Source organism: Pseudomonas sp. Marseille-Q7302 (assembly GCF_965111925.1).
The window spans coordinates 565,668-591,888 of the sequence record NZ_CBCOPK010000001.1 but is presented as its reverse complement, the minus strand read 5'-3'; the positions used below and the strand labels follow the sequence as shown (position 1 = coordinate 591,888).

Sequence of the window (26,221 nt, the reverse complement as noted above, 5' to 3'; positions counted from 1 at the left end):
TCTGGGAAGGCAGAACAAGCGTTCCGTCACAGCTCGCAGAGTTGTGGATTTACGGTCGCCGACGAGCGGCTTATCGTGCGACCCACGTCACAACCTCTGCGTAACAAGAAGGAATTGGCACCATGTACCTTATCGGCGATCAGCCCCCCTATGTCGATCAGTTGCGCCAGGCGCTGCAAGCCATTCCTGCGCAGCTGCTCAGTGGTATGGCGCCGAGTCGGCAGCCGCTGCAGCTAAGTCCGACGACGCTGCTGCAGGACTGGATGCGTAACGATGAGGTCTATCTGATCCAGCGCGGGCCATTGCGCGTGGTCCTGGATCAGCGGGCGCTGTTCCAGCTCGACGAAGGCGACTTGATCGGCCTGGGGCGCCCCCTGGATCTGCCCACGCTCAATTACGAGAGCGAGGCCGACGTCCTGGTGCAACCCTATGACCGGGAGGCCTTCCTTACCGCGGCCACCGCTACTCCCGCTCAACGCGATGCCCTGCTGCGCTACATGCTCGGCCAGCAATCCCTGCTGGCGCAGGCGCTGATCCGCCTGAAGCCGCCAGTCACCCAGCCCGCGACCGGTTTTCGCCGCTATGCCGCTGGCGAGGTCATCATTCGCCAGGGCGACTCCGCCGAGCATGTCTTCGTCATCACCGAGGGGCATGCCGAGGCCTGGGTAGATGGCTGCAAGGTTGGCGAGGTCTGCCAGGACGAAATCGTCGGGGCGCTGGCGGTCTTCACCCATACGCCGCGTACCGCCAGCGTCATCGCCAAGACCTCCTGCGCGGTGCTGGTGATTCCCCAGGACCAGTTCGTCTCGCTGATGGAAACCACCCCGCGCATTGCCCACAGCCTGATCGAGAACATGGCGCGCCATATCAACACCCTGAACAAGGAAGTCACCCGCCTGCGCAGCGCTGCGGAACAGCCTTCCGCCAGTAATTAAGAAATATTCTCGAATACGCTTGACGATGGAATGAGAATTGTTATTATTCAACTCAGCCGGTCGCGAGATCGGTCGATAACTGAAGGTCCAGCAGTTGGTCTTTCGGGTTATCTCCTCATCAGGCTAATCACGGTTTTGGACCCGGCTCTGCCGGGTCTTTTTTTGTCTGCGATTTGGTGACTAGCGCCGATCCAGCACGGGCGGCATGCTGGCTGCCGGCCGTTCCTCGCCAAGCGAGTAGGCTGCCTGTAACTGCGCGGCGGCCCGCTCTGCGCTGGCGGTATCCTGGGCATGGATCAGGCCCAGCGGTCGCTCCTCCCCTACCCGTTCGCCCGGCAGCGCCAACTCGGCCAGGCCCACGGCAGGGTCTATGTCGTCGTCGGGGCGTTGCCGGCCACCACCCAGCTCGACCACCAGCAGGCCGAGGGCGCGGGTATCGACCTGCTGTACCCACCCAGGTCGCGCTGGATGGACGGCCCGCACCACTGCCGCCCGGGGCAGATGCTGCCAGGGTCGGTCGGTCAGGTCCGGCGGGCCCCCGAGCGCCCGATTCATGGCCGAGAAACGTTCCAGGGCAGCGCCACTGCGCCAGGCATCCAGCACCAGATGCTCGGCCGTCGCGGCATCCTCCGCCAGTCCGGCCAGCTGCAGCGCCTCCTCGGCCAGGGCCTGGATCACCCGCCAGAGGCGTTCGCTGCGGACGTCGCCGGCCAGCAGGGCGATGGCCTCCTCCACCTCCAGAGCATTGCCGGCACTGCGGGCCAGGGGCTGACTCATGTCGGTGATGAGCGAACGGGTACGTACCCCCGCGGCCTCGGCCACCTCGACCAGGCTGTCGGCCAGGCGTTGCGCCGCCGCCGTCTCGGCCATGAAGGCACCGCCGCCAGTCTTGACGTCCATGACCAGCACATCCAGGCCAGCGGCCAGTTTCTTGGCCAGGATGGAGGCGGTGATCAGATCCACCGACTCCACCGTGGCGGTGACATCGCGGATGGCATACAACCGGCGATCGGCTGGCGCCAGGTCGGCATCGGGACCGACGATGGCGCAGCCCACCTCGGCCACCACCTGGCGAAACCGCGGCAGGCCAGGGCGAATGCGGTAGCCGGGAATACTTTCCAGCTTGTCCAGGGTGCCACCGGTATGCCCCAGACCACATCCGGAAATCATCGGCACATGGCAGCCGCAGGCGGCGAGCAGGGGCGCCAGCACCAGGCTGGTGAGATCGCCCACGCCCCCGGTGGAGTGCTTGTCCACCACCGGACCAGGCAGGTCCCAGTGCAGCACCTGACCGCTGTCGCGCATGGCCAGGGTCAGGGCGGTACGTTCGGCGGCGGTCATGCCGCGCAGCAGGGTAGCCATGGCGAAGGCGGCAATCTGGCCTTCGCTGAGGCTGTCGTCGGCGATGCCGCGGACCAGGCGCTGGAGGTCCGTAGCGGACAGCTCCAGGCCATCGCGCTTCTGGCGGATCACTTCCTGGGCGAGCCACATGGGCCGTACTCCTTAGAAGTCGTCGAAGGCGCCGGGCAGCAGCTCAGCCAGGGTCCAGGTACGGGTCCGGCCGGGCTCGCTGCCACTGCAGACGATGGTCGCGTCGGGCGCCATCAGCTCCAGCAGCACTTGGCGGCAAGCGCCGCAGGGACTGATCAGGGGAACGCCTGGCGCATGGATTGCCATGGCGGTGAAGCTGCGTGGCGGCAGGCCTTGGCTGATGGCGGCGAACAGAGCGCTGCGTTCGGCGCAGTTGGTCAGGCCATAGGAGATGTTTTCCACGTTGCAGCCATGGATGACTGTGCCCTCCGCCGTCAGCAGGGCGGCCCCGACGGGAAATTCGGAATGCGGGCAGTAGGCACGCTGGGAAGCGGTGACGGCCTCGGTCAGCAGGTGGTCGAGGGTTTCAGCAGGAACAGCGGACATGGGAAGTACCTCAGGAAAGCGAAAAGAGCGAGCGTGAGTGTAGCCCGGTCGGACGACCGGGCCGCCGCGACTCAAAGGCTGACAAAGAAGCCGGCCAGGGCCGCACTCATCAGGTTGGCCAGGGTGCCGCCAAGCATGGCGCGCAGGCCCAGCTGGGCCAGTTCGTGACGCCGCTGGGGGGCGATGCCGCCCAGGCCGCCGAGTTGAATGGCAATGGACGACAGATTGGCGAAGCCGCAGAGGGCAAAGGTGACGATGACCTGGGTGTGCGCCGACAGGGGTTGTGCCCCGGCCGCCGCGGCCTTGACGGGATCCAGGTAGGTCGACAGATCGGCATAGGCGACGAATTCGTTGAGCACCAGCTTCTGGCCGATGAAGCCGCCGGCTTGTACCGCCTCGCTCCAGGGCACGCCGATCAGGAAGGCGACCGGCGCCAGCAGATAGCCCAGCACCAGCTGCATGCTCAACTGCGGCAGGCCGAACCAGGCACCGCACCAGCCGAGAATGCCGTTGAGCAAGGCGATCAGGGCGATGAAGGCCAACAGCATGGCGCCGACCGCCAGGGCGATGCGCAAGCCGACCTGGGCGCCCTCGGCTGCCGCGTCGATGACGTTGGCCGGGCGCTCCTCGCCCTCCCCTAGGGTCTTCATGGCCTGGTCGCGTGGCTGTTCGGTCTCCGGCTCCATCAGTTTGGCCATCAGCAGCCCGCCCGGTGCGGCCATGAAGCTGGCGGCGATCAGGTATTTCAGCTCCACGCCCATGCCGGCGTAGCCCAGCAGCACCGAGCCGGCCACGGCGGCGAAACCGCCGACCATGATGGCGAACAATTCCGAGCGGGTGAGTTCGGCGATGAAGGGCCGTACTACCAGGGGCATCTCCGACTGGCCGAGAAACAGGGTGGCGGTCACCGTGGTGGATTCCACCCGGCTGGTGCCGAGCAGCGCCTGCAGCGCGCCGCCTACCAGGCGGATGATCCAGCCCATGATGCCCAGGTAGTAGAGCACCGCGATCAGGCTGCCGAAGAAGACGATCAGGGGCAGGACTCGCACGGCGAAAACGAAGCCGCCGTTACCGAAGTACTCGAACATCCTGGGGCCAGCCAGGCCGCCGAAGAGAAATTCGATGCCCTTGTCGGCATAGAGCTGCAGCGACGAGACGGCGCCGGAGACGCTGCCGAGCACCTGCTGGCCCCAGGGGATGTAGAGCACGAACAGGCCGAGACCGGCCTGCAACAGAAAGGCCGCGAGCACGGTGCGCAGCCGAATGGCGCGCCGCTGGCGAGAAAAGGCGATGGCGATCGCCACCAGCAACAGCATGCCCAACACAGAGATCATCAGCAAACTCCTAACAGGATCGCCTGAGAGCGGCGATCGATGGGCGACAAGCGCAAGCAAGGCGCCTGCCAGATCCTGTCCGACCAATCAGCTTTTGGCAGACTCATCAGTCAACCAGGCGCAGCGGTCGGTCCAGCTGCATACCTGCAGGAGAGAGGCGTGCCCCATAGGCCAGCACCTGGACGCCCTGACGGCGGGCCTCGCCCAGGGCCAGGGCATAGGCCGCATCGATTTCCGCCGCCGGGCGTACCGCCTCGATGCCTTCGAGCAGCACGCAATAGAGCAGTACCGCTCGCTCACCGGCCGCGGCCAGCGCCGCCAGTTCGCGCAGATGGCGGGCACCGCGCATGGTCACCGCATCGGGAAAGGCGGCGACCGGAGTATCGGCGAAGCCCAGGGTGACACTCTTCACCTCCAGGTACAGCGGACCTGCGGGATACTCCAGGCGGAAATCGGCGCGACTGTTTTCCAGGCCGTAGGCCACCTCCCGGCGCAGTGCGGTGAAGCCCGCCAGTTCGGCGATGCCGCCGGCCAGCAGGGCTTCCTCCACCAGGCGATTGGCCCGGGCGGTATTGATGCAGGCCAGGCGGCCGTGGTCCGTCTCGACCAGCTCCCAGGTGCCGGGCAGTTTGCGTTTTGGCCCACTGGCCCGGCTGAACCAGACCCGGGCGCCGGGTGGCTGGCAATGAAGCATGGAACCGGTATTAGGGCAGTGCAGGGTCAGCACCTCGCCACCGGCGGTCTCGATGTCGGCAAGAAAGCGCTTGTAGCGGCGCAGCAGGCGACCTTCTTCCAGCGGCGGCTCGAACCTCACCGCGCGCTCCAGCGCTGCAGGCCCTGGGCGATGCGGGCGACGGCCTCCTCCAGGCGCGGCAGCGACTGGGTATAGGCGAAGCGCACATGGGTGTCGGCACGGTGGCGACCGAAGTCCAGGCCGGGTGTGATGGCCACGTGCTCGGTCTCCAGCAGGAACTGGCAGAAGGCATAGGCATCGCCACCGAAGGCGGAGATGTCGGCATAGAGATAGAAGGCGCCCTGGGGTTCGACGGCGATCTCGAAGCCCAGCCCGCGTAGCGCCGGCAACAGGTAGTCGCGGCGACGGGCGAACTCCGCGCGGCGCTCTTCGAAGATGGCCATGGCCGCGGGGGTGAAACAGGCCAGGGCAGCCTGCTGGGCCACGGTGGAGGCACTGATGTAGAGATTCTGCGCCAGCTTTTCCAGCTCCGGCACGGCCGCGCGCGGCGCCACCAGCCAGCCGAGCCGCCAGCCGGTCATGCCGAAGTACTTGGAGAAGCTGTTGAGCACGAAGGCCGAATCGTCCACCTCCAGCACGCTGGGTGCGTCCAGACCATAGGTCAGGCCGTGGTAGATCTCGTCCACCACCAGATGGCCGCCGCGCGCCTTGAGCGCTGCCGACAGCCCGGCGAGTTCGTCGCGATCGAGCAGGGTGCCGGTCGGATTGGCCGGCGAGGCCACCAGGGCACCTACGCTGTCCGGCTGCCAGTGCTGCGCCACCAATTCGGGGGTGAGCTGATAGCGCGTGTCGGACCCGACCGGGATCAACTGGGCTGCGCCCTCCACCAGACGCAGGAAGTGACGATTGCAGGGGTAGCCAGGGTCCGCCAGCAGCCAATGGCGACCGGGATCGACCAGCAGGGCGCTGGCCAGCAGCAGGGCGCCGGACCCACCGGGGGTGATCAACACCCGCTCCGGATCGAGGTCGACGCCATAGCGCTCGCCATAGAAGGCGGCAATGGCGCGACGCAATTCCGGCAGGCCGCGAGCCGCGGTGTAGCGGGTCTGGCCCGCCGCCAAGGCTGCCTGGCCAGCGGCGACCACGGGGGCGGCGGTGGTGAAATCGGGCTCGCCGATCTCCAGGTGGATGACGTCGTGCCCGGCGGCCTGGAGCTGGTTGGCGCGCTCCAGCAAGGCCATCACATGGAAGGGCTCGATAGCCCGGCTGCGCGCGCTGTAGGAATTGGACATGGACGGGGTCCGAACTTGTGGCGAAGGCGGGATTCTAACCAAGGCTTCGCAGGCCGGCATCCGCCGCGTCCGGCGGAGCGCCAGCAAGGAGCGGGAGGCCGGTAGTAGCGCCCCCTGGAAGCTTCTGGTAAGTTCGCCCGCTTGCATCCGCAGGGCGGCTGGCCAGTCGAGAACATATTCAGCCTGGCGTCGGCAATGCGCGGGACGCCATCGGCAGCCACAGACCCCGGGCGTTCCATCATGGAGAGGCCTGGAGACGCATCCAGCCTGTGGACAGGATCAGCGAAAGTGAGAGGGTCAATCATGCCCAGCGAAGCAAATCAGCAGAACAATCATCTGGCCCGTGGCTACGAACCCTACCAGCCTGCCAAGGGTGAGGAATACATGAGTGAGCGCATGCGCGCCCACTTCACCGCCATTCTGAACAGGTGGAAACAGGAGCTACGCGAAGAAGTCGATCGCACCGTGCACCACATGAAGGAAGAAGCGGCCAACTTCGCCGACCCCGCCGATCGGGCGACCCAGGAAGAGGAATTCAGCCTGGAACTGCGTGCCCGCGACCGCGAGCGCAAGCTGATCAAGAAGATCGACGAGACGCTGCAGCTGATCGAAGACAACGAATACGGCTGGTGCGACTCCTGCGGCGTGGAAATCGGTATCCGTCGCCTGGAAGCCCGTCCGACTGCCAGTCTGTGCATCGACTGCAAGACGCTGGCCGAGATCCGCGAGAAGCAGACCGGGACCTGAGTCCGACGGTCTCACCGACGAGGGCGCTACGGCGCCCTTTGTTCTTTCCGGCATTCACAGGATGAGCTATGTCCAGGCGCCCCTATGTCGGTCGTTTCGCCCCTACGCCCAGCGGCTATCTGCACTTCGGTTCCCTGGTCGCCGCCCTCGCCTCCTACCTCGACGCCCGTGCCGCGGGTGGCCGCTGGCTGGTGCGCATGGAGGACCTGGACCCACCCCGTGAGGTCCCTGGCGCCCAGGCGGCCATCCTCACCACCCTGGAAGCCTATGGCTTCGACTGGGACGGTCCGGTGCTGCGCCAGAGCGAGCGCCTGGACGCCTATCGCACCACCATCGCGCAATGGCTGGCCAGCGGCCTGGCCTATGCCTGCGACTGCTCACGCAAACAGCTCGAAGGCACTGCCGGCCTCTATCCCGGCCACTGCCGCAATCGCGGCCTGCCAGAGACGGGCGCCGCCATCCGCATCCGCGTACCCGAGCTGGAATACCGTTTCGCCGACCGGGTGCAGGGCGACTTCCGCCAGCACCTGGGCCGCGAGGTGGGCGACTTCGTCATCCAGCGGCGCGATGGCCTGATCGCCTATCAGCTGGCCGTGGTGATGGACGATGCCCTGCAGGGCATGACCGACGTGGTGCGCGGCGCCGACCTGCTGGACTCCACGCCACGTCAGCTCTATCTGCAGGAACTCCTCGGCCACCCGGCGCCGCGCTATCTGCACGTCCCCCTACTGATCCAGCCCGATGGGCACAAGCTGGGCAAGCGCTATCGCTCGCCGCCGCTGCCACCCGAACAGGCCGGAGCGCTGCTGGTGCGAGCCCTGCGTACCCTGGGCCAGCCGACTCACGCGGCGCTGGCCGAGGAAGCACCCGCCAGCGTACTCGCCTGGGGCGTCGCCCACTGGGATGCCAGCCTGATCCCGCGGGTGTCCCAGCTGGCCGAGGCGCAGTTGCCCGCCTAGTAATTGGGCCAGAGTCCGGGGGTCGCCAACTCCAGCAGATGCCCATCCGGATCGCGAAAATACAGACTGACCGCACCACGCGGCCACTGGGTGCGCTCCTCGATGGGCACCCCGGCCGCTTCCAGCTGTACGACCCAAGGCTCCAGCTCTTCCGCTGCGATCGCCAGGGCCAGATGCTGGCAGCCCTGTGCGCCATGGGGCGGAATGCAGCCGCCTGGCAGCCTGACCGGTTGCTCGGTGGTGCCCCGCTGGAACAGCAGCAAGACACTGGCACCCACGGCGTAGGCGGCCAGGCGTTCATCGGCGAACATCGGGGCCAGTCCCAGCACCTCCTCGTAGAAGCGCCGCGCCTTGGGCAGATCGGCGGCGTAGAGCGCGGTTTCCAGCACGGCAGCGAGTCGGGGTCTGGTCATCGTCTTTCTCCTGCGAGCAAAGAAGCCTTTACGGTAGAGCCGTCACGCTCCGGGGTACACCGCTTTTGCTTTACCATGGCGCCATCGCCGTTCGGGAACCGCGCATGTACATCTACCGGCTGGTCCTGCTCCTCGTGGTAGGCATCTATCTGTTCTCCCCCGCCATCATGGATTGGTGGATCGCTCCCAGCGGTGCCTGGTATCGCCCCTACCTGCTGTGGCTCATCCTCATCGTGGTGACCTTCATCCTGCAGAGCCAGCGCGATGCCGACGAGCTTTAGTCTGTCCCAACTGGTCCTGATCAGCGCCGGCTACCTGCTGATCTTCTTTGGCGTCGCCTGGATAACCGAGAAGGGCTGGGTGCCGCGCCGACTGGTGCGCCACCCGCTGATCTACACCCTGTCGCTGGGAGTCTATGCCAGCGCCTGGGCGTTCTATGGCACCGTGGGCCTGGCCTACGACTACGGCTACGGCTTTCTTGCCTACTACCTGGGTCTGTGCGGCGCCTTTCTGCTGGCGCCGGTGCTGCTCTATCCCATCCTGCGGCTGACCCGCGCCTACCAGCTGGCGTCCCTGGCCGACCTCTTCGCCTTCCGCTTCCGCAGCACCTGGGCAGGCGCCCTGACCAGCCTAGGCATGCTGATCGCCGTGCTACCCCTCCTGGCGCTGCAGATCCAGGCGGTGGCCACCAGCACGGGCATCCTGGTGCAGGCCCGCGCTCAGGACGCCCCGGCGCTGGGCTTCTGCCTGCTGATCACCCTCTTCGCCATGCTCTTCGGCGCGCGCCAGATCAACTCCAAGGAGCGCCACGAAGGCCTGGTGGTGGCCATCGCCTTCGAGTCCCTGGTCAAGCTCCTGGCGCTGGGCATCGTCGGCGGCGTCACCCTCTATACCGTGTTCGGCGGGCCCAACGGCCTGGAGACCTGGCTGCAGCAGAACCAGAGCGCCCTCTCCACCCTGCACACCCCGCTGCAGGAAGGTCCCTGGCGGATCCTGCTGCTGGTGTTCTTCGCCGCGGCCATCGTCACCCCGCACATGTACCACATGGCCTTCACCGAGAACCTCAGTCCCCAGGCGCTGGTCAGCGCCAGCTGGGGCCTGCCGCTGTTCCTGCTGCTGATCAGCCTGGCGGTGCCGCCAATTCTCTGGGGCGGCCTGGCGCTGGGTTCGCCGACGCCGCCGGAGTACTTCACCCTCGGCGTGGGCCTGGCGCTGGACAATCCGCTGCTGGCGCTGGTGGCCTTCGTCGGTGGCCTGTCGGCGGCCAGTGGCCTGATCATCGTGGTGACCATGGCGCTGTCGGGCATGCTGCTCAACCACATCGTCCTGCCGCTCTACCAGCCGCCCACCGACGGCAACATCTATCGCTGGCTGCGCATGACCCGCCGGATGCTGATCGCCGCCATCATCCTTGGCAGCTACGGCTTCTATCGCCTGCTGCAGGGCCATGGCGATCTCTCCAGCCTGGGCATCGTCTCCTTTGTCGCCACCGTACAGTTCCTGCCCGGCGCGCTCTCGGTGCTCTACTGGCAGACGGCCAATCGCAAGGGCTTCATCGCCGGCTTGCTGTGCGGCCTGGGCCTGTGGTTCCTGAGCATGCTCATGCCGCTGGTAGCCGACATCAATCCGCTGCACATCGGCGTTTTCAGCTATCGCATCAGCGCCAGCAACTGGCACCTCGCCGCGGTGGCCTCGCTGACCGTCAACGTGCTGGTGTTCGCCCTGGTCTCGCTCTTCACCGAGGCCAGCGAAGAAGAGAAGAGCGCCGCGGAAGCCTGCGCGGTCGACAACGTCCGCCGCCCGCAACGCCGAGAACTGGCAGCCAGCTCGCCCCAGGACTTCGCTGCCCAGCTGGCCAAGCCGCTTGGTGCCAAGACCGCGCAGAAGGAGGTCGAGCGGGCCCTGGCCGATCTGCTGCTGCCCTACGACGAGCGCCGTCCTTATGCCCTGCGCCGTCTGCGCGATCGCATCGAGGCCAACCTGTCCGGCCTGATGGGCCCGCGGGTCGCCCAGGACATCGTCGAGACCTTTCTGCCCTTCAAGGCGGAAAGCGAGGCCTATGCCACCGAGGACATCCACTTCATCGAGAACCGCCTGGAAGACTACCAGTCGCGCCTGACCGGTCTTGCCGCCGAGCTGGACGCCCTGCGCCGCTATCACCGGCAGACCCTGCAGGAATTGCCCATGGGCGTCTGCTCCCTGGCCCGGGACCGCGAGATCCTCATGTGGAACCGTGCCATGGAAGACCTCACCGGCATCGACGGCGCCCGGGTGGTGGGCTCGCGCCTGAGCGCCCTGCCCAACCCCTGGCAGGACCTGTTCGAACGCTTTCTCGCCGAGCCGGCGCAGCAGCACCTCTACAAGCAGCGCCTGTCCCAGGAGCACGAACAGCGCTGGCTCAACCTGCACAAGGCGACCATCGACGAACCCCTGGCGGTGGGCAGCAACGGCACCGTGCTGGTGGTGGAAGACATCAGCGAGACCCAACTGCTGGAAGACCGCCTGATCCATTCCGAGCGGCTCGCCTCCATCGGCCGCCTGGCAGCGGGCGTGGCCCACGAGATCGGCAATCCCGTCACCGGCATCGCCTGCCTGGCGCAGAATCTGCGCGAGGAGCGTGAGGCGGACGAGGAGATCGACGAGATCAGCAGCCAGATCATCGAGCAGACCCGCCGCATCACCCGCATCGTCCAGTCGCTGATGAGCTTCGCCCATGCCGGCGGGCGCCAGCAGGCGCACGAACCGGTCTGCGTGGCCGAGGCGGCCCAGGAGGCCATCGCACTGCTCTCGCTCAACCGGCAGAGCGTGGACGTCGACTTCTTCAACCTCTGCGATCCCGAGCACTTCGTGCAGGGCGATCCACAGCGCCTGGTGCAGGTCATGATCAACCTGCTATCCAACGCCCGCGACGCCTCTCCCGCCGGTGCGCCGATCCGGGTGCGCAGCGAAGCCCATGGCCAGACCGTGTCCCTGAGCGTCGAAGACGAAGGCAGCGGCATCCCCAAAGCCATCATCAGTCGCCTGTTCGAACCCTTCTTCACCACCAAGGATCCGGGCAAGGGGACAGGGCTTGGCTTGGCGCTGGTCTATTCCATCGTAGAAGAGCATTATGGTCAGATAATGATCGATAGTCCTACCGACCCCGTGACCGGCCAGGGCACCCGCATTCGGGTACTGCTGCCGCGCTATCTCGGGTTGCCGGAGGCGCCGTGACGGACCCATCCGCCTGCTGGATGGATCTGCTAAAGCATTCGGAAGTCCAGACGACCGCGACAAGACACGCTGCCTGGCGTGGGTTGTCTTGCCTTCCCGTAAGAGAGCGCACTTGATGGCCCATATCCTGATTGTCGAAGACGAGAAGATCATCCGCTCGGCGCTGCGGCGCCTGCTCGAGCGCAACCAGTTCCGCGTCAGCGAGGCCGGTTCCGTGCAGGAAGCCCAGGACCTCTACGACGTACCCAGCTTCGATCTCGTCATCAGCGATCTGCGTCTCCCTGGCGCGCCCGGCACCGAGATGATCGATCTCGCCAAGGGCAAGCCGGTACTGATCATGACCAGCTACGCCAGCCTGAGATCGGCGGTCGACTCCATGAAGCAGGGTGCGGTGGACTACATCGCCAAGCCCTTCGATCACGACGAGATGCTGCAGGCGGTAGCACGCATCCTGGTAGAGCGTGAGCAGCGCCCAGCGGTTACCGCCGAGGAAAGCGTCACGCCGCCGCCGGCCACCGGCGAGATCGGCATCATCGGTAACTGCGCACCGATGCAGGATCTCTTCGGCAAGATCCGCAAGGTCGCCCCCACCGATTCCACCGTGCTCATCCAGGGCGAATCGGGTACCGGCAAGGAGCTGGTGGCGCGCGCCCTGCACAACCTGTCGCGGCGCGCCAAGGCGCCGCTGATCTCGGTCAACTGCGCGGCCATTCCCGAAACCCTGATCGAATCCGAACTCTTCGGCCACGAAAAAGGCGCCTTCACCGGTGCCAGCGCCAGCCGCACCGGCCTGGTGGAAGCGGCCGACGGCGGCACCCTGTTTCTCGACGAGATCGGCGAACTGCCACTGGAAGCCCAGGCACGCCTGCTGCGCGTGTTGCAGGAGGGCGAGATCCGCCGCGTCGGCTCGGTGCAGTCGCAAAAGGTCGATGTGCGCCTGATCGCTGCGACCCACCGGGACCTCAAGGGCCTGGCCAAGATCGGCCAGTTCCGCGAAGACCTCTTCTATCGCCTCAATGTCATCTCCCTGCGACTGCCGGCCCTGCGCGAACGCAGCGGCGATGTCATGGAGATCGCTCGGGTATTCCTCGCCCGCCAATCGGCGCGCATGAGTCGTCCGGGGCTCAAGTTCGGTGCCGAGGCCGAAGCCGCCATCCGCCATTACACCTGGCCGGGGAACGTGCGCGAACTGGAGAACGCCATCGAGCGCTCGGTGATCCTCAGCGAAGGGCAGGAAATCAACGCCGATCAGCTGGGCATCGATGTCGAGCTCGGCGAGCTGGACCTGGCCGACAGCTATCTGGATCCGCTACCCACCTCTGGCCTGGGCAATGGCAATGGCGCCCATGAGCCCACCGAGGATCTGTCGCTGGAGGACTACTTCCAGCATTTCGTGCTCGAACACCAGGACCACATGACCGAGACCGAGCTGGCCCGCAAGCTCGGTGTCAGTCGCAAGTGCCTGTGGGAACGACGTCAGCGCCTGGGCATCCCCCGGCGCAAGGCCAGCGCCAGCAGCGACGCCAGCTGAGGCTGGCCAGGGGCGCGTGATTCTTCGCGGCGCCCCGCGGTAACACCCCCTCCTCTCCCCTGCACATCCTTTGCAATGTGTTACCGCCGTAACAGGAAGCGGGTTCAGCGGTAACGAAAATACGCCTGTAGCCATTAGGCAAAAGGGCTACATTTTTTCCAAGCCACTGAAATTAAAGGCTTTTTTAAAACTGGCACGGCATCTGCTTTATGTTCTGGCACAACAACAATAAAAACGTATCTCACTCCATAACAAAAACAAGACGTAGCGACTCCAGCACAACAAGAACAAGCAGGCGGAGGCGTAGCTAACTGATCATTTTGGAGAAGAGTCGTCTTGCGGGATGCTCCGCGCGATGTCAGGACAGAGAACAACAAAACTGCCCCAAGGCAGCACCCGTACCAGGCACTGCAGGAATGATCCTGACGACCTCAGCTTCCAAAGTAATCCGTTTGCTCTTGGCTCTAGACTTCAGAGCCTTTCCGGCGGCCGGTATCCGCACGGGACAGACCACACAAGAAAAACAAAAGGTCTGGATAAACAATAAAAACAAAGCACGTACCACTTTGGGGGGGAGCTTCGGCTCCCCCAGTGCCTTTGACAGCCTCCCCTCCCTCGTTCAAGATCCCCTCCTTATCTATTGCGCAATGGCATCAATTCGTGCCCAGATTGCGTATAGCCGTCTCTCCAAACAGAAACTCGCATGCTGAAGAAGCTGATCCAGACCCTGCGCTCGCCCCTGCGACGTACTCCGTCCGCGCCTGCCTTGCCCATCGAATTGTCCCGCAGTCAGCATGCTCTGGAACGAGAGCGAATCAGTCGTCACGCCCTGAGCGTCGTTGATCGACTGGAAAAAGCGGGTTATCAGGCCTACCTGGTCGGCGGCTGCGTCCGCGACCTGCTGCTTGGTTTCGAGCCCAAGGATTTCGATGTCGCCACCAGCGCCACGCCCGAGCAGGTGCGCGCTGAATTCCGTAACGCCCGGGTGATCGGCCGCCGCTTCAAGCTGGTTCACGTGCATTTCGGTCGAGAAATCATCGAGGTCGCGACCTTCCGCGCCAATCATCCCACCGGTGACGCCGAGGACGAGGCCCAGGGCTCACGCCATGAAAGCGGCCGGATCCTGCGCGACAACATCTACGGCAACCAGGAACAGGATGCCGAGCGACGCGATTTCACCATCAATGCGCTCTACTACGATGCCAGTGGCGAGCGCATCCTCGACTACGCCAACGGCGCCCAGGACATCCGCCTGCGCCAGATCCGCCTGATCGGCGATCCCGAGCAGCGCTACCTGGAAGATCCGGTACGGATGCTCAGGGCCGTACGCTTCGCCGCCAAGCTGGATTTCCAGATCGAGACGGCTACCGCCGAACCCATCAGCCGCCTGGCGCCGTTGCTGCGCGACATTCCGGCGCCGCGGCTGTACGACGAGATCATCAAGCTGCTGCTTGGCGGCAAGGCGGAGCGCACCTTCGAGTTGCTCTGTCAGTACGGCCTGTTCGCTCCACTGTTCCCTGCCAGCGGCGAAGCCCTGGAGCGCGATCCGGAGTACGCCGGTACGCTGATCCGGCAGGCGCTGGCCAACACCGACACCCGCATCCGCGAAGGCAAACCGGTCACTCCGGCCTTCCTGTTCGCGGCCCTGCTCTGGCCGGCGCTGCCCGAGCGCGTCCGTCATCATCAGGAGCGTGGTCTGCCGCCGATTCCAGCGATGCAGGAAGCCGCTCACGACCTGACCCTGCAGCAGTGCCAGCGCACCGCCGTGCCCAAGCGCTTCACCATGCCCATGCGCGAGATCTGGGACATGCAGGAACGCCTGCCCCGCCGTCAGGGCAAACGCGCCGATCAGCTGCTGGAGAATCCACGCTTCCGCGCCGGTTATGACTTCTTGCTGCTGCGCGAGAGCGCAGGTGAGGAAACCGGCGGACTCGGTGAATGGTGGACGCGCTATCAGGAAGTCGGCGACAGCCAGCGGCGCGAGATGATCAAGAACCTCAGCCGGGAAGACGGTGCGCCCGCCAAGCGCCGTCGTCGTGGCGGCAGCAATCGCAAGCGGCGCACCTCGGACGCCCCCACGGCCGGCGACGAATGATGGAACGGGCCTATCTCGGCCTGGGCAGCAACCTGGCCGAGCCCCGGCGGCAGCTGGACGCGGCCCTGGAAGCCCTGGCCCAGCTGCCCGCTAGCCAGCTCGTCGCGGTCTCCGCCTTCTATGCCAGCGACCCCCTGGGACCGCCCGACCAGCCGCGCTATGTCAATGCCGTCGCGGCCCTGGATACTTGCCTCGCGCCCCTGGCGCTGCTCGACGCCACCCAGGCCATCGAGCAGCAGCAAGGCCGCGTGCGCAAGGATGAACGCTGGGGTCCGCGGACCCTGGACATCGACATCCTGCTGTTTGGCGAACGGCTGATCGACGAGCCACGTCTGCAGGTCCCCCATTACCATCTGCAGGCCCGCGCCTTCGTGCTCTATCCGCTGGCAGACCTTGCGCCCGAGCTGCAACTGCCCGACGGCCGCCGCCTGCCAGACCTGCTGTCCGCCTGCCCTTTCGAAGGTCTGGAGCGACTGGTAGCGTCGTTACCTACCCGGTAACACACCAGTAACACCGAGCATTGACTTGTGCCGGATGCGCCGGGACTATAGCAGCCGTTTTCGCGCGGCCGACCCGCGCCCGCGGCGCCAGACAACAACCATAGCGCCGTCCCACGAGGACCCTTGCATGCCTGATATCAGCCTCACGACCCTTCAGGGGCTCAAGCAGCGTGGCGAAAAGATCGCCATGCTGACCGCCTACGATGCCACCTTCGCCCAGGCCGCCAGCCAAGCCGGCGTCGAGATGCTGCTCATCGGCGATTCTCTCGGCATGGTGCTGCAGGGTCACGACAGCACCCTGCCGGTGACCCTCGACGACATGGTCTACCACACCGCCTGCGTCAAGCGTGGCCATGCCGGTGCCTTCATCGTCGCTGACCTGTCGTTCATGACCTATGCCACCCTGGAACAGACCCTGACCAGCGCCGGCCGCCTGATGCAGGCAGGCGCGCAGATGGTCAAGCTCGAGGGTGACGCCTGGCTGGCCGAGCCGATTCGCCGTCTGGCCGCCAATGGCGTACCGGTCTGCGCCCACCTGGGCCTGACGCCCCAGTCGGTGAATGTCTTCGGTGGCTTCAAGGTGCAGGGGCGTGACCCGCTACGGGCTCAGCAGCTGCGCGATGCCGCTCGCGAGCTGGAAGAAGCCGGCGCGGCCATGCTGCTGCTGGAGTGCGTACCTTCGGCGCTGGCCGAGGAAATCACCCGGGCCGCCCGGGTACCGGTGATCGGCATCGGCGCCGGCCCCGCCACCGATGGCCAGGTGCTGGTGCTGCACGACATGCTCGGCCTGGCCCTGCGTGGCCGCACGCCGAAGTTCGTGCGCAATTTCATGGCCGGTCAGGATAGCATCCAGGCTGCCCTGGCGGCCTATGTCGCCGCCGTCAAGGACGGCAGCTTTCCCGCTCCCGAACATGGATTTTCCGCATGAAGACGGTCCATAGCGTCCGCGAATTGCGCGCCGCCGTTGCCGCCGCGCGCCGTCAGGGTCTACGCATCGGCCTGGTGCCGACCATGGGCAACCTGCACGCTGGCCACATCGCCCTGGTGGATACCGCCCGCCAGCACGCCGACTTCGTGGTGGCGAGCATCTTCGTCAATCCACTGCAGTTCGGAGCCGGCGAGGATCTGGACACCTATCCGCGCACCCTCGCGGAAGACAGCCGTCAGCTGAACGAGGCCCATTGCGACCTGCTGTTCGCGCCGGCGGTTGGCGAGATGTATCCCAATGGCATGGACGGCCTGACCCGGGTGAAGGTGCCGGGTGTGTCCGAAGGCCTCTGCGGCGCCCGCCGTCCTGGCCATTTCGAAGGCGTGGCGACCGTGGTCACCAAGCTCTTCCAGATGGCGCAACCGGACGTGGCGGTCTTTGGCGAAAAGGACTATCAGCAGCTGGCGGTGATCCGCAAGCTGGTCCAGGACCTGGACATGCCCATCGAGATCGTTGCCCAACCCACGGTACGGGCCACCGATGGCCTGGCCCTGTCATCGCGCAACGGCTATCTCGATGACGGTCAGCGCGCCAGTGCGCCCTGCCTGTACAGCCTGCTCAGGCGCCTGGCCGATCAGCTTGCCGCTGGCGCCGTGATAGAGCCGGTCCTGGCCGCGGGTGTCGCCGAACTGCAAGCTCAGGGGCTTAAAGTCGATTACCTGGAGTTGCGCGAGCAGTCGAGTCTGCAACCGGTCGGACCAGATGCCCGCGAGCTGGTCCTATTGGTGGCGGCCTACCTTGGTCAGACCCGCCTGATCGACAACCTGAGCTTTCGCCGCAGGCCCCGAGTGTGATGCAACCGAAGGTTAGCTCACCCAAACCTGCTCAGACCCTGGAAGCCCGGAACATACCGGGCTTTTTCATGCTCGAAGCGCGGCGCCACGTCAGGCGTCGAGCGGCAGCCGACTTTCCCTTGCAAGCCACCGGCTTGTGGGGCACAACAGCAAACAAGAGCCACCAAGGAAAAGCCTACCCATGGAGTACTATCAACATCCCCTCGACGTGACCCAGCTCGCCTCCTGGAAAGCGCTGCAAGAGCACCGCAAGGCCATGCAGAACTTTCGCATGCGCGACGCCTTTGCCGCCGACCCGCAGCGGTTCACGCAGTTCTCCCTGAACACCAGTGGTCTGTTCCTCGACTATTCCAAGAATCTCATCACCGAGCAGACCCGTGAGCTGCTGGTGAACCTGGCCCGCGAAGCGGGCTTGGAAGGCGCCATCCGCACCCTGTTCGACGGTGCCTACGTCAACTCGTCCGAACATCGCCCCGCGCTGCACACCGCACTGCGCCGTCCGGTAGGCGACAGCGTCGAGATCGACGGTCAGGACATCATGCCCGAGGTGCATCGGGTCCTGAACCAGATGACCGCGCTGGTTACCCGCATCCACAACGGCCTCTGGCGCGGCTACACCGAGAAGCCGATCACCGACGTGGTCAATATCGGCATCGGTGGTTCCTTCCTCGGCCCGCAGCTGGTGTCCGAGGCGCTGGTGCCCTTCACCCAGCGCGGCGTACGTTGCCACTACCTGGCCAACATCGATGGCAGCGAATTCCGCGAGGTGACCTCCAAGCTCGCCGCCGACACCACCCTGTTCATCGTCTCCTCCAAGTCCTTCGGTACCCTGGAGACGCTGAAGAACGCCCAGGCCGCGCGCGCCTGGTGCCTGGCCCAGGGCTGCCCGGAGCCGGAGCTGCACAAGCACTTCATCGCCGTCTCCAGCAACGTCAAGATGGCGGTGGAATTCGGCATCGCCGAAGAGAACATCTTTCCCATGTGGGACTGGGTCGGCGGGCGCTACTCGCTGTGGTCGGCCATCGGCCTGCCCATCGCCCTGGCCATCGGCATGTCCAACTTCAAGGACCTGCTGGCCGGCGCCTATGCCATGGACCAGCATTTCACCAGCGCGCCCTTCGAAGAGAACATGCCGGTGCTGCTGGGCCTGCTCGGGGTCTGGTATGGCAACTTCTGGGGCGCGACCAGCCACGCGATCCTGCCCTACGACCACCACCTGCGTAACTTCGTGAAGCACCTGCAGCAGCTGGACATGGAGTCCAACGGCAAGAGCGTGCGTCAGGACGGCTCGCCGGTGAGCATGGAAACCGGTCCGGTGATCTGGGGCGGCGTCGGCTGCAACGGTCAGCACGCCTACCACCAGCTGCTCCACCAGGGCACCCAACTGATCCCCGGTGACTTCATCGTGCCGGTGGTGAGCCACAACCCGGTGGCCGATCACCAGCAATGGCTCTATGCCAACTGCCTGTCGCAGAGCCAGGCGCTGATGCTGGGCAAGACCCGCGAGGAAGCCGAGAAGGAACTGCGCGAGAAGGGCATGGGTGAAGCCGAGATCGCCAAGCTGGCGCCGCACAAGGTGATTCCGGGCAACCGTCCGAGCAACACCCTGGTGCTGGAGCGCATCTCGCCGCGGCGCCTGGGCGCGCTGGTGGCGCTGTACGAGCACAAGGTGTTCGTGCAGAGCGTCATCTGGGGCATCAACTGCTTCGACCAGTGGGGCGTCGAACTGGGCAAGGAGCTGGGCAAGGATGTCTACCAGCACATCATCGGCCGTAGCGAAGGCAAGGCTGACGATGGTTCGACCCAGGGCCTCATTGATTACTTCCGCGGTCGTCACCGCGGCTGATCGCCTCTGCTCTCTCGAAAAGCGCCGCTCTGCGGCGCTTTTTTCGTTTTATCCTCCCGCTGAACCCCATCGGGCCATCCGGGCCTAAACTAGGAGCACAACAACACCAAGAAGGAGCCGGCCATGAGCCAACGCTATCCCGTGCCCGAGAGCCTGAGTGCGCGCACCCATCTCGATGAAGCCCGTTATCGCGAGCTCTACCAGCGTTCGGTGGACCAGCCGGAACGCTTCTGGAGCGAGCAGGCCAGCGCCCTGCTCGACTGGTCGCGCACCTGGGACGAAGTCCATAGCGGCGATATGCGCGAGGGGCGTACCCGCTGGTTCAGCGGCGGTCAGCTCAACGTCGCCTACAATTGCATTGATCGCCACCTCGCCGCCCGCGGTGACCAGACCGCCATCGTCTGGGAAGGTGACGATCCCGCCGACAGCCAGACCATCACCTATCGTCAGCTGCACGAACACGTCTGCCGCCTGGCCAATGTGCTCAAGGCGCGCGGGGTGAAGAAGGGCGACCGGGTCTGCCTGTACCTGCCGATGATCCCCGAGGCGGCCTACTCCATGCTGGCCTGCGCCCGCATCGGTGCGGTCCATTCGGTGGTATTCGGCGGCTTCTCGCCCGAGGCATTGCGTGATCGCATCCTCGACTCCGACTGCCGGGTGGTGATCACCGCCGACGAGGGCGTACGCGGTGGTAAGCGCGTCCCGCTCAAGGCCAATGTCGACAAGGCCCTGGCCAAGTGCCCGGACGTCCACACCGTGGTGCTGGTCGAGCGTACCGGCGCCGCGGTGGGCCGGCAGGAAGGTCGCGACCTGCCCTATGCCCAGGCCGTGGCCGACGTCTCCGCCGACTGCCCGGCGGAGCCCATGGACGCCGAGGATCCACTGTTCATCCTTTACACCTCCGGTTCCACCGGCAAGCCCAAGGGCGTGCTGCACACCACCGGGGGCTATCTGCTGGGCGTGACCTTAAGCTTCAAGTATTTGTTCGACTATCATGAAGGTCAGGTCTTCTGGTGCACGGCCGACGTCGGCTGGGTGACCGGCCACAGCTACATCGTCTACGGGCCCCTGGCCAACGGCGCCACTACCCTGATGTTCGAAGGCGTGCCGAGCTATCCCGACGCCAGTCGCCTCTGGCAGGTGGTAGACAAGCACCAGGTCAATATCTTCTATACCGCTCCCACTGCCTTGCGCGCCCTGATGCGGGAAGGCGACGAGCCGGTACAGCGCACCTCGCGGCAGAGCCTGCAACTGCTGGGCAGCGTCGGCGAACCCATCAATCCGGAGGCCTGGGAGTGGTATCACCGGGTGGTGGGCGAAGGGCGCTGCCCCATCGTCGACACCTGGTGGCAGACCGAGACCGGCAGCATCCTCATCGCGCCGCCTCCCGGTGCCCTGGCGCTGAAGCCAGGTTCGGCCACCCTGCCCTTCTTTGGCGTCCAGCCGGTTCTGCTGGACGAACAGGGCAAGGAAATCGACGGTCCCGGCAGCGGCGTGCTGGCGATCAAGGCCAGCTGGCCAAGTCAGATCCGCACCGTCTATGGCGATCACCAGCGGTTGATCGACACCTATTTCAGTGCCTATCCGGGCTACTACTTCACCGGCGACGGCGCACGGCGGGACGAAGACGGCTACTACTGGATCACCGGGCGGGTGGACGACGTGCTCAACGTCTCCGGCCACCGCATCGGTACGGCGGAAGTAGAAAGCGTCCTCACCGAGCATGCGGACGTGGCCGAGGCGGCCGTGGTGGGCTGCCCGCACGAGGTCAAGGGGCAGGCGGTCTACGCCTTCGTTACCACCAAGGGCGGGGTAACGCCGAGCGATGAACTCAAGGCTCGGCTGCGTCAGCAGGTAGCCGACGAGATCGGCAGCTTCGCCAAGCCGGAGTTCCTGCAATGGGCGCCGGTGCTGCCCAAGACCCGCTCCGGCAAGATCATGAGGCGCATCCTGCGCAAGATCGCCTGCGACGAGCTGGACAGCCTGGGCGATACCTCGACCCTGGCCGACCCGTCCGTAGTCGACAGCCTTATCGACGCTCGTCTCAACCGCGCCCCGCAGGGCTAGGCCGCAGCCCAAAGAAAAGCCCCGCCTAGGCGGGGCTTTTCTTTGGGCTGCGGCCTTAGTGGGCTGCTTGCATCCGGTGCTTCAGGTCACGCATGCGATCATGGGTCGCACGGGCCTTTTCGAGCTGGCTGCGCAGGCTGGCCTGGGCATCCGGCGTGGCATGTTCATTCACGGCACGCTCCAGCGCGTGCAACAGGCGGTCTTCCTGTTCTTCCAGTTCACTGACGTAGGTGACCTCTTCCTTTTCCTTGCTGGCAAAGGAAGTTTTGACGTCGGTGTAGTACTTGCGGAAGCTGCCGGCAAAGGTGCCTTGCTCGGCGGGCTTTTCACCAGCGGCCGATACCTGGCTGCTCAGGGCGCTGATGATCTCGCCCTTGCTCTGGGCGATCTCGGTGAACAGGGCCTTGAGTTCGGGGTTCTTCACTTCGGTGAGGGCGTGCTCGTAGAAATTCTTGCCGTCACGGGCGATCTCGATCAGATCGTTGAGGGTTTCGGTCGTGTTGGTCATGTCAGTTCTCCGGGGTGAAGGATAAAGGGTGATGGCAGCATGCGACGCTGCCATCGTGCCGGGGTTACCAGGCGTTCTTACTGAGCGGCTTTCAGCGCGTCAGCCGAGACGGCCTTGACGCCCTTGATGGCCTTGGCTTCTTTGATCGCCAGGTCGCGCTGGGCTTCGGTAGCCACGGTGCCGGACAGGGAGACGACGCCCTTGTTGGTCTCCACCTTGATCGAGGTGCCCTTGATGTGTTCGTCAGCCAGGAAAGACGCCTTCACCTTGCTGGTGATCCAGGTATCGGATGCGGCTTCTTCGGTCTTGTCCATGGTGTTATTGGCGGCCAGGGTCATGTTCTGGCTGGTGGCAGCGAAGGCACCGCCGGCCAGCGGCAGGCTCAGTACGGAAGCGGTGACGGCAGCGAGGGCGAAAGTACCGAAAGTCTTTTTCATGAGATGACTCCTGTTTTCCTTGGTTGTACTGCGCTCAGGTCCTGGCAGCAGCGACCTAGATGTAGAGCGCAACGGTCGCGATGAATTCCAAACCCATAAAAAGTTATTAAAAATCAATAACTTATATATATTTCACCTTGCTAGCCAGCAGGCAAAATGCAAGAAAGGTGAAAATTCGTCTGGTAAATTGCACGAGGTCAGACGACTCTGGGTGGGACGTCTAGTCCGGGTAGTTGCCCGCGTGATGCGTCGACCGATGCCGCACGATAGAAAGAGGGATTGCCGGGTGGCCAAACCAGAACTGCTGCACCTTTATCCGGTCAATGCTGAACTGAACCCGACACCTACGATCGGGCCTTGAGGATCCGGGATGCGGCCTCTTTCTCCTGCGCGCATTGCCCTGATTTATCTGTTGCTGAGTGCCCTCTGGGTGATCGGTAGCGATGGGCTGCTGCATGTCCTGGTCGGCGATCAGGACAGTGCCTATCCTTGGCATACCTTGAAAAGCCTGGGCTTTATCAGCCTGTTGTCGCTGGTCCTGTATGGACTGATGCAGCGACAGGTCAGGCATCGCGAAGGGTTCATCGAAGAACTGCAGACCCAGCGCGGTACCCAGGATTTCATCCAGCGACTCACCAATACCGGCGACTGGCAGTTGCTGCCCAATGGCCGCTTGCTCTGCTCCGAACGGACCCTGGTGATGCTGCACCAGCCCAAGGACAGCGATCCGCTGGATTTCGCCACGGTCGTGGCCTGCGCGCGCGCCGAGGATCGCGACCATGTCCGCAGCATGCTCGAACGCCTGCAGCACATGCAGGGGCCGCTGAACTTTTCCGCGCACTTCGATGACGGCGAAGGCAGTTGGCGCTGGCTCAACTGGCAGAGCGACTTCGACGAAGCTGGCGTTACCCGCGGAGCCCTGGTCGACATCACCAGCCACAAGCTGGCCGAGCAGGCCCTGCAGGACAGCCAGAGACGCTATCGCGAACTGGTCCAGCATCTGCCGCTGGTGATATTCGCCAGCGATCACCGCGGCCGTTGGCAATTCCTCAATCCCGCGTGGGAAAGCCTGACCGGTCAACCTCCGGCCCAGCAACTCAACCACCCCCTGGACCAGGCCTTTCATCCCCAGGATGGCGCCCGGCTGCGCCAGCTGGTCGCCGATTTCGCGGCGGGTCAGCGCCTGCATTGGAACGGCGTGGTGCGGCTGCGGCAGTCGGTGGAAAGCCACCGCTGGATGCAGATGGAATTGCGCGCCGGCCTCGATGGCGAAATCCAGGGCACCCTGACCGACATTCATCACGACTACCAGGCGCAGCAGTTACAGCAGGCCCGCAGCGACGTGCTCGACGACCTGCTCACCGGCCTGCCGTTGGCGGAGATCCAGCAGGGCATCGCCTTGCGACTGGAACGCATCTATCCCGAGATGCGCGTCGCCCTGCTGCTGGACGATCAGGGCGAGCACCTGCGCGTCGCCGCGGCGCCCAGCCTGCCGCCCGCCTTTCAGGCGGCGCTGGAAGGTATCCCCCGCGGTCGCCACGACCAGGGCTGCTGTTCCGCCGTCACCGGCAATGCCCCCGTGTTCACCATCGACATCGAACTGGATCCGGCCTGGCAGTTCCTGCTGCCGGCAGCCCTGGCGGCGGGCATTCGCGGCGCCTGGGCACTGCCCCTGCAGGACGAGCAACAGCGCGCCGTGGGCGCGCTGGGGATCTACTATGGCGAGGCGCGGCTACCCGAGCCGGAAACCCAGACCCTGATCACCGAGTTCACCCGCCTGGCGGTGCTGGCCATTCGGCAACAGCGCGCCGTCCAGGCCCAGCAAGCCAGCGAAGCCCGCTACCGCAGCATCTTCGAACAGGCCTATACCGGCATCATGCTGAATGACCTGGACGGCCACTGGCTGAGCATCAATCATCACTTCTGCCAGATGCTCGGCTATTCGCAAGCGGAATTGCTGCAACGCGACATCGCCTCGGTGACTCATCCGGAAGAGCGTGCCCTCGGCGCCGCGCTGCGGAAACAGCTGATCGAGACCGGCCAGGATCGCTACACCCTGGAAAAGCGCTATCTTCATCGCAGCGGCCAGCCGGTGTGGGCCAACGTCACCACCCGGCTGATCCGCGATGATCAGGGCCTGCCGCAGTATTTCATCAGTACCGCTCAGGACATCACCCTGCGCAAACAGCAGGAGGAGAGCCTGCGCCAGGCTGCGGCGATGTTCGAGAACAGTCGCGATGGCCTGCTGCTGCTCGACGAGCGTCGCTGGATCCTGGCGGTGAATCCGGCCTTCGCCCGGCTGCTGGGCGCCCAGGAGGGCACCCTGCTCGGCCAGCGTCTCGGGCTGCCCAGCGGGGGCCGGCAGGATCAGCGCTTCTATCGCGAGCTTTGGCGCACCGTACGCCGCGAGGGTCGCTGGGAAGGCGAGCTACTCTGGCCTCGCCTGGATGGCAGCACCTTTCCGGCCTGGACCACCATCGACACCCTCTACCCCCGGGAAAGACGCCAATACACGGTCACGGTCAGCGATACCACCCGGCTGCGGGAGAGCGAGGCGCGCCTGAGCCACCTCGCCCACCACGATCCGCTGACCGACCTCCCCAACCGCCTGCTGGCGCGTACCCACCTCGAACACGCGCTGGCCCTTGCGGAACCCCAGGAATACCTGGTCGCCGTGCTGATTCTCGACTTCGATCACTTCCGCACGGTCAACGAAAGTCATGGCCATGCCCTGGGCGACGAACTGCTGGTGGAATTCGCCGCCCGCTTGCGCGCCCTGCTCAGCGAGGACATCACCCTGGCCCGCATCGGCGGTGATGAATACCTGGTCATTATCGAGCGTCTGGACCGCCCCGAGTTCGCCGCCCAGATTGCCCAGGCGATGCTCAACAAGCTGGAACAACCCTTCCACCTGGGCGACCACGACATCTACCTCAGCGCCAGCATTGGCATCAGTCTCTTCCCCGACGATGGCAGCACCGCCGACGACCTCATCCGCAATGCCGACACCGCCATGCACCAGGCCAAGGATCAGGGTCGCGATACCTTCCGCTTCTATACCCAGGCTCTCACCGAGCAGTCACGGCGTCGGTTGAATCTCGAATCGCGACTGCGCACGGCGCTCAAGCGCGGTGATTTCGTCCTGCATTACCAACCGCTGATGAGCGTGAGTTCGGCCCAGACCATCGGCGTGGAAGCCCTGGTGCGCTGGCTGGACCCGGAACTGGGGCTCATCCCGCCTACCGAGTTCATTCCCCTGGCCGAAGAGACCGGGCTCATCGTGCCGCTGGGCGACTGGATCATCGAGAGTGCCTGCCAGCAGATGCGCAGCTGGCTGGAGCAGGGGCTGGAACTGGAGACCCTGGCGATCAACATCTCGCCCCGGCAATTCGCCAAGCGTGACCTGGCCAGCACCATCTCCCGCGCCCTGGCGCGCAGTCGCCTGCCCGCCGAGAACCTGGAACTGGAGATCACCGAAGGCACCCTGATGGACAACGTCGAGGAAGCGCTGATGTCCCTGGCGACCCTCAAGACGCTCGGGGTGCGTATCGCCGTGGACGACTTTGGCACCGGCTACTCCTCGCTGGCCTACCTGCGCCGCTTTCCGCTCGACAAGCTCAAGATCGATCAGAGCTTCATGCACGAACTGCGCAGCGACAGCGGTACCCACAGCAGCCAGGCCATCGCCGCGGCCATCGTTGCCCTGGGCCAGGGCCTGGGCCTGGACGTCCTGGCCGAAGGGGTGGAGACCACCGAACAATGGGACATCCTGCGCAAGCTGGGCTGCCAGCAGTGCCAGGGTTTCCTGTTCAGTCCGCCGTTGCCTCCCGAGGAGTTCGCCGCCTGGTATGCCGAGCGGCAACGCGCACGCGCCTAGCCAGCGGACTGACGAGTGTCACTGTTCTGCAATCAAAACCACTCTAGACTCGGGTTTCCACTTTTCGTCTGTCC

General features: G+C 65.1%; 21 protein-coding genes. 13 read left to right on the top strand and 8 right to left on the bottom strand.

The annotated features are described in order from the left end of the window. Nucleotides 1-122 precede the first annotated feature (122 nt). Entirely contained in the window at nt 123-935 is an 813-nt protein-coding gene (locus ACWPW1_RS02825; RefSeq protein WP_454252315.1) for a cyclic nucleotide-binding domain-containing protein, read from the top strand. A 180-nt stretch (nt 936-1,115) separates the two neighbouring features. On the opposite strand, the gene deoA is transcribed toward ACWPW1_RS02825, so the two are convergent. The 5 genes from deoA to ACWPW1_RS02800 form a co-directional block, all read right to left on the bottom strand. Then, nucleotides 1,116-2,426: a thymidine phosphorylase gene (gene deoA / locus ACWPW1_RS02820; RefSeq protein WP_454252314.1), complete on the bottom strand. Its 1,311-nt coding sequence runs from the start codon at nt 2,424-2,426 to the stop codon at nt 1,116-1,118. A gap of 12 nt (nt 2,427-2,438) precedes the next feature. Beyond that, nucleotides 2,439-2,852 carry a cytidine deaminase gene (locus ACWPW1_RS02815; protein WP_059313342.1) on the bottom strand — a complete coding sequence of 138 codons (414 nt, stop codon included), beginning with the start codon at nt 2,850-2,852 and terminating at the stop codon, nt 2,439-2,441. A gap of 71 nt (nt 2,853-2,923) precedes the next feature. Continuing rightward, on the bottom strand, nt 2,924-4,186 hold the full coding sequence (locus ACWPW1_RS02810; RefSeq protein WP_271653732.1) for a NupC/NupG family nucleoside CNT transporter: 1,263 nt from the start codon (nt 4,184-4,186) through the stop codon (nt 2,924-2,926). Between the two features lie 106 nt (nt 4,187-4,292). Next, complete coding sequence (sfsA, locus tag ACWPW1_RS02805) at nt 4,293-5,000, bottom strand: DNA/RNA nuclease SfsA (RefSeq protein WP_434775652.1); 708 nt, start codon at nt 4,998-5,000, stop codon at nt 4,293-4,295. After that, nucleotides 4,997-6,172, bottom strand: a complete 1,176-nt coding sequence (locus tag ACWPW1_RS02800; RefSeq protein ID WP_313648439.1) for a pyridoxal phosphate-dependent aminotransferase — start codon at nt 6,170-6,172, stop codon at nt 4,997-4,999. The genes sfsA and ACWPW1_RS02800 overlap by 4 nt, the downstream gene beginning before the upstream one ends. 303 nt (nt 6,173-6,475) lie before the next feature. Here ACWPW1_RS02800 and dksA point away from each other — a divergent pair, with 303 nt between their 5' ends. Both dksA and gluQRS read left to right on the top strand, forming a co-directional pair. After that, nucleotides 6,476-6,919 carry an RNA polymerase-binding protein DksA gene (dksA, locus tag ACWPW1_RS02795; protein WP_059313338.1) on the top strand — a complete coding sequence of 148 codons (444 nt, stop codon included), beginning with the start codon at nt 6,476-6,478 and terminating at the stop codon, nt 6,917-6,919. 68 nt (nt 6,920-6,987) lie between these two features. Continuing rightward, on the top strand, nt 6,988-7,878 hold the full coding sequence (gene gluQRS / locus ACWPW1_RS02790; protein WP_434775651.1) for a tRNA glutamyl-Q(34) synthetase GluQRS: 891 nt from the start codon (nt 6,988-6,990) through the stop codon (nt 7,876-7,878). Here the strand turns inward: gluQRS and ACWPW1_RS02785 are convergent. Beyond that, nucleotides 7,875-8,291, bottom strand: a complete 417-nt coding sequence (locus ACWPW1_RS02785; RefSeq protein WP_059313336.1) for a VOC family protein — start codon at nt 8,289-8,291, stop codon at nt 7,875-7,877. The genes gluQRS and ACWPW1_RS02785 overlap by 4 nt on opposite strands. Nucleotides 8,292-8,395: 104 nt before the next feature. Between ACWPW1_RS02785 and ACWPW1_RS02780 the strand changes: the two genes are divergently transcribed. From ACWPW1_RS02780 to acs, 9 genes are all read left to right on the top strand, one after another. Next, nucleotides 8,396-8,572, top strand: a complete 177-nt coding sequence (locus ACWPW1_RS02780; RefSeq protein WP_007159707.1) for a hypothetical protein — start codon at nt 8,396-8,398, stop codon at nt 8,570-8,572. Continuing rightward, entirely contained in the window at nt 8,556-11,504 is a 2,949-nt protein-coding gene (locus tag ACWPW1_RS02775; RefSeq protein WP_434775650.1) for a sodium:solute symporter family transporter, read from the top strand. Before ACWPW1_RS02780 ends, ACWPW1_RS02775 begins: the two co-directional genes overlap by 17 nt. 115 nt (nt 11,505-11,619) lie before the next feature. Further along, nucleotides 11,620-13,035 carry a sigma 54-interacting transcriptional regulator gene (locus ACWPW1_RS02770; protein ID WP_434775649.1) on the top strand — a complete coding sequence of 472 codons (1,416 nt, stop codon included), beginning with the start codon at nt 11,620-11,622 and terminating at the stop codon, nt 13,033-13,035. A 703-nt stretch (nt 13,036-13,738) separates the two neighbouring features. Further along, nucleotides 13,739-15,130, top strand: coding sequence for a polynucleotide adenylyltransferase PcnB (locus ACWPW1_RS02765; RefSeq protein ID WP_454252313.1), 1,392 nt, complete (start codon nt 13,739-13,741; stop codon nt 15,128-15,130). Next, nucleotides 15,130-15,630 carry a 2-amino-4-hydroxy-6-hydroxymethyldihydropteridine diphosphokinase gene (folK, locus tag ACWPW1_RS02760; protein ID WP_454252312.1) on the top strand — a complete coding sequence of 167 codons (501 nt, stop codon included), beginning with the start codon at nt 15,130-15,132 and terminating at the stop codon, nt 15,628-15,630. The genes ACWPW1_RS02765 and folK overlap by 1 nt, the downstream gene beginning before the upstream one ends. Nucleotides 15,631-15,757: 127 nt before the next feature. Next, on the top strand, nt 15,758-16,558 hold the full coding sequence (gene panB, locus ACWPW1_RS02755) for a 3-methyl-2-oxobutanoate hydroxymethyltransferase (protein ID WP_323148436.1): 801 nt from the start codon (nt 15,758-15,760) through the stop codon (nt 16,556-16,558). Beyond that, nucleotides 16,555-17,412, top strand: a complete 858-nt coding sequence (panC, locus tag ACWPW1_RS02750; RefSeq protein WP_434775648.1) for a pantoate--beta-alanine ligase — start codon at nt 16,555-16,557, stop codon at nt 17,410-17,412. Before panB ends, panC begins: the two co-directional genes overlap by 4 nt. 181 nt (nt 17,413-17,593) lie before the next feature. Then, the gene (pgi, locus tag ACWPW1_RS02745) at nt 17,594-19,258 is read left to right on the top strand and encodes a glucose-6-phosphate isomerase (protein WP_059313329.1); all 1,665 of its coding nucleotides are present in this window, start codon (nt 17,594-17,596) and stop codon (nt 19,256-19,258) included. Between the two features lie 123 nt (nt 19,259-19,381). Then, the gene (gene acs / locus ACWPW1_RS02740) at nt 19,382-21,325 is read left to right on the top strand and encodes an acetate--CoA ligase (RefSeq protein ID WP_434775647.1); all 1,944 of its coding nucleotides are present in this window, start codon (nt 19,382-19,384) and stop codon (nt 21,323-21,325) included. A 55-nt stretch (nt 21,326-21,380) separates the two neighbouring features. On the opposite strand, the gene ACWPW1_RS02735 is transcribed toward acs, so the two are convergent. Beyond that, nucleotides 21,381-21,833, bottom strand: coding sequence for a PA2169 family four-helix-bundle protein (locus ACWPW1_RS02735; RefSeq protein WP_271653721.1), 453 nt, complete (start codon nt 21,831-21,833; stop codon nt 21,381-21,383). Between the two features lie 77 nt (nt 21,834-21,910). Continuing rightward, entirely contained in the window at nt 21,911-22,270 is a 360-nt protein-coding gene (locus ACWPW1_RS02730; RefSeq protein ID WP_017640375.1) for a BON domain-containing protein, read from the bottom strand. Between the two features lie 370 nt (nt 22,271-22,640). On the opposite strand from ACWPW1_RS02730, the gene ACWPW1_RS02725 reads away from it, so the two are divergent. Next, the gene (locus ACWPW1_RS02725; protein ID WP_454252311.1) at nt 22,641-26,147 is read left to right on the top strand and encodes a bifunctional diguanylate cyclase/phosphodiesterase; all 3,507 of its coding nucleotides are present in this window, start codon (nt 22,641-22,643) and stop codon (nt 26,145-26,147) included. The last annotated feature ends 74 nt before the right edge of the window (nt 26,148-26,221 follow it).

Coding starts and splice junctions, on each gene's coding strand:
- ACWPW1_RS02825 (WP_454252315.1), top strand. CDS start 123: ATGTACCTTATCGGCGATCAGCCCCCCTATGTCGATCAGTTGCGCCAG.
- deoA (WP_454252314.1), bottom strand. CDS start 2,426: ATGTGGCTCGCCCAGGAAGTGATCCGCCAGAAGCGCGATGGCCTGGAG.
- ACWPW1_RS02815 (WP_059313342.1), bottom strand. CDS start 2,852: ATGTCCGCTGTTCCTGCTGAAACCCTCGACCACCTGCTGACCGAGGCC.
- ACWPW1_RS02810 (WP_271653732.1), bottom strand. CDS start 4,186: ATGATCTCTGTGTTGGGCATGCTGTTGCTGGTGGCGATCGCCATCGCC.
- ACWPW1_RS02800 (WP_313648439.1), bottom strand. CDS start 6,172: ATGTCCAATTCCTACAGCGCGCGCAGCCGGGCTATCGAGCCCTTCCAT.
- dksA (WP_059313338.1), top strand. CDS start 6,476: ATGCCCAGCGAAGCAAATCAGCAGAACAATCATCTGGCCCGTGGCTAC.
- gluQRS (WP_434775651.1), top strand. CDS start 6,988: ATGTCCAGGCGCCCCTATGTCGGTCGTTTCGCCCCTACGCCCAGCGGC.
- ACWPW1_RS02785 (WP_059313336.1), bottom strand. CDS start 8,291: ATGACCAGACCCCGACTCGCTGCCGTGCTGGAAACCGCGCTCTACGCC.
- ACWPW1_RS02780 (WP_007159707.1), top strand. CDS start 8,396: ATGTACATCTACCGGCTGGTCCTGCTCCTCGTGGTAGGCATCTATCTG.
- ACWPW1_RS02775 (WP_434775650.1), top strand. CDS start 8,556: ATGCCGACGAGCTTTAGTCTGTCCCAACTGGTCCTGATCAGCGCCGGC.
- ACWPW1_RS02770 (WP_434775649.1), top strand. CDS start 11,620: ATGGCCCATATCCTGATTGTCGAAGACGAGAAGATCATCCGCTCGGCG.
- ACWPW1_RS02765 (WP_454252313.1), top strand. CDS start 13,739: ATGCTGAAGAAGCTGATCCAGACCCTGCGCTCGCCCCTGCGACGTACT.
- folK (WP_454252312.1), top strand. CDS start 15,130: ATGGAACGGGCCTATCTCGGCCTGGGCAGCAACCTGGCCGAGCCCCGG.
- panB (WP_323148436.1), top strand. CDS start 15,758: ATGCCTGATATCAGCCTCACGACCCTTCAGGGGCTCAAGCAGCGTGGC.
- panC (WP_434775648.1), top strand. CDS start 16,555: ATGAAGACGGTCCATAGCGTCCGCGAATTGCGCGCCGCCGTTGCCGCC.
- pgi (WP_059313329.1), top strand. CDS start 17,594: ATGGAGTACTATCAACATCCCCTCGACGTGACCCAGCTCGCCTCCTGG.
- acs (WP_434775647.1), top strand. CDS start 19,382: ATGAGCCAACGCTATCCCGTGCCCGAGAGCCTGAGTGCGCGCACCCAT.
- ACWPW1_RS02735 (WP_271653721.1), bottom strand. CDS start 21,833: ATGACCAACACGACCGAAACCCTCAACGATCTGATCGAGATCGCCCGT.
- ACWPW1_RS02730 (WP_017640375.1), bottom strand. CDS start 22,270: ATGAAAAAGACTTTCGGTACTTTCGCCCTCGCTGCCGTCACCGCTTCC.
- ACWPW1_RS02725 (WP_454252311.1), top strand. CDS start 22,641: ATGCGGCCTCTTTCTCCTGCGCGCATTGCCCTGATTTATCTGTTGCTG.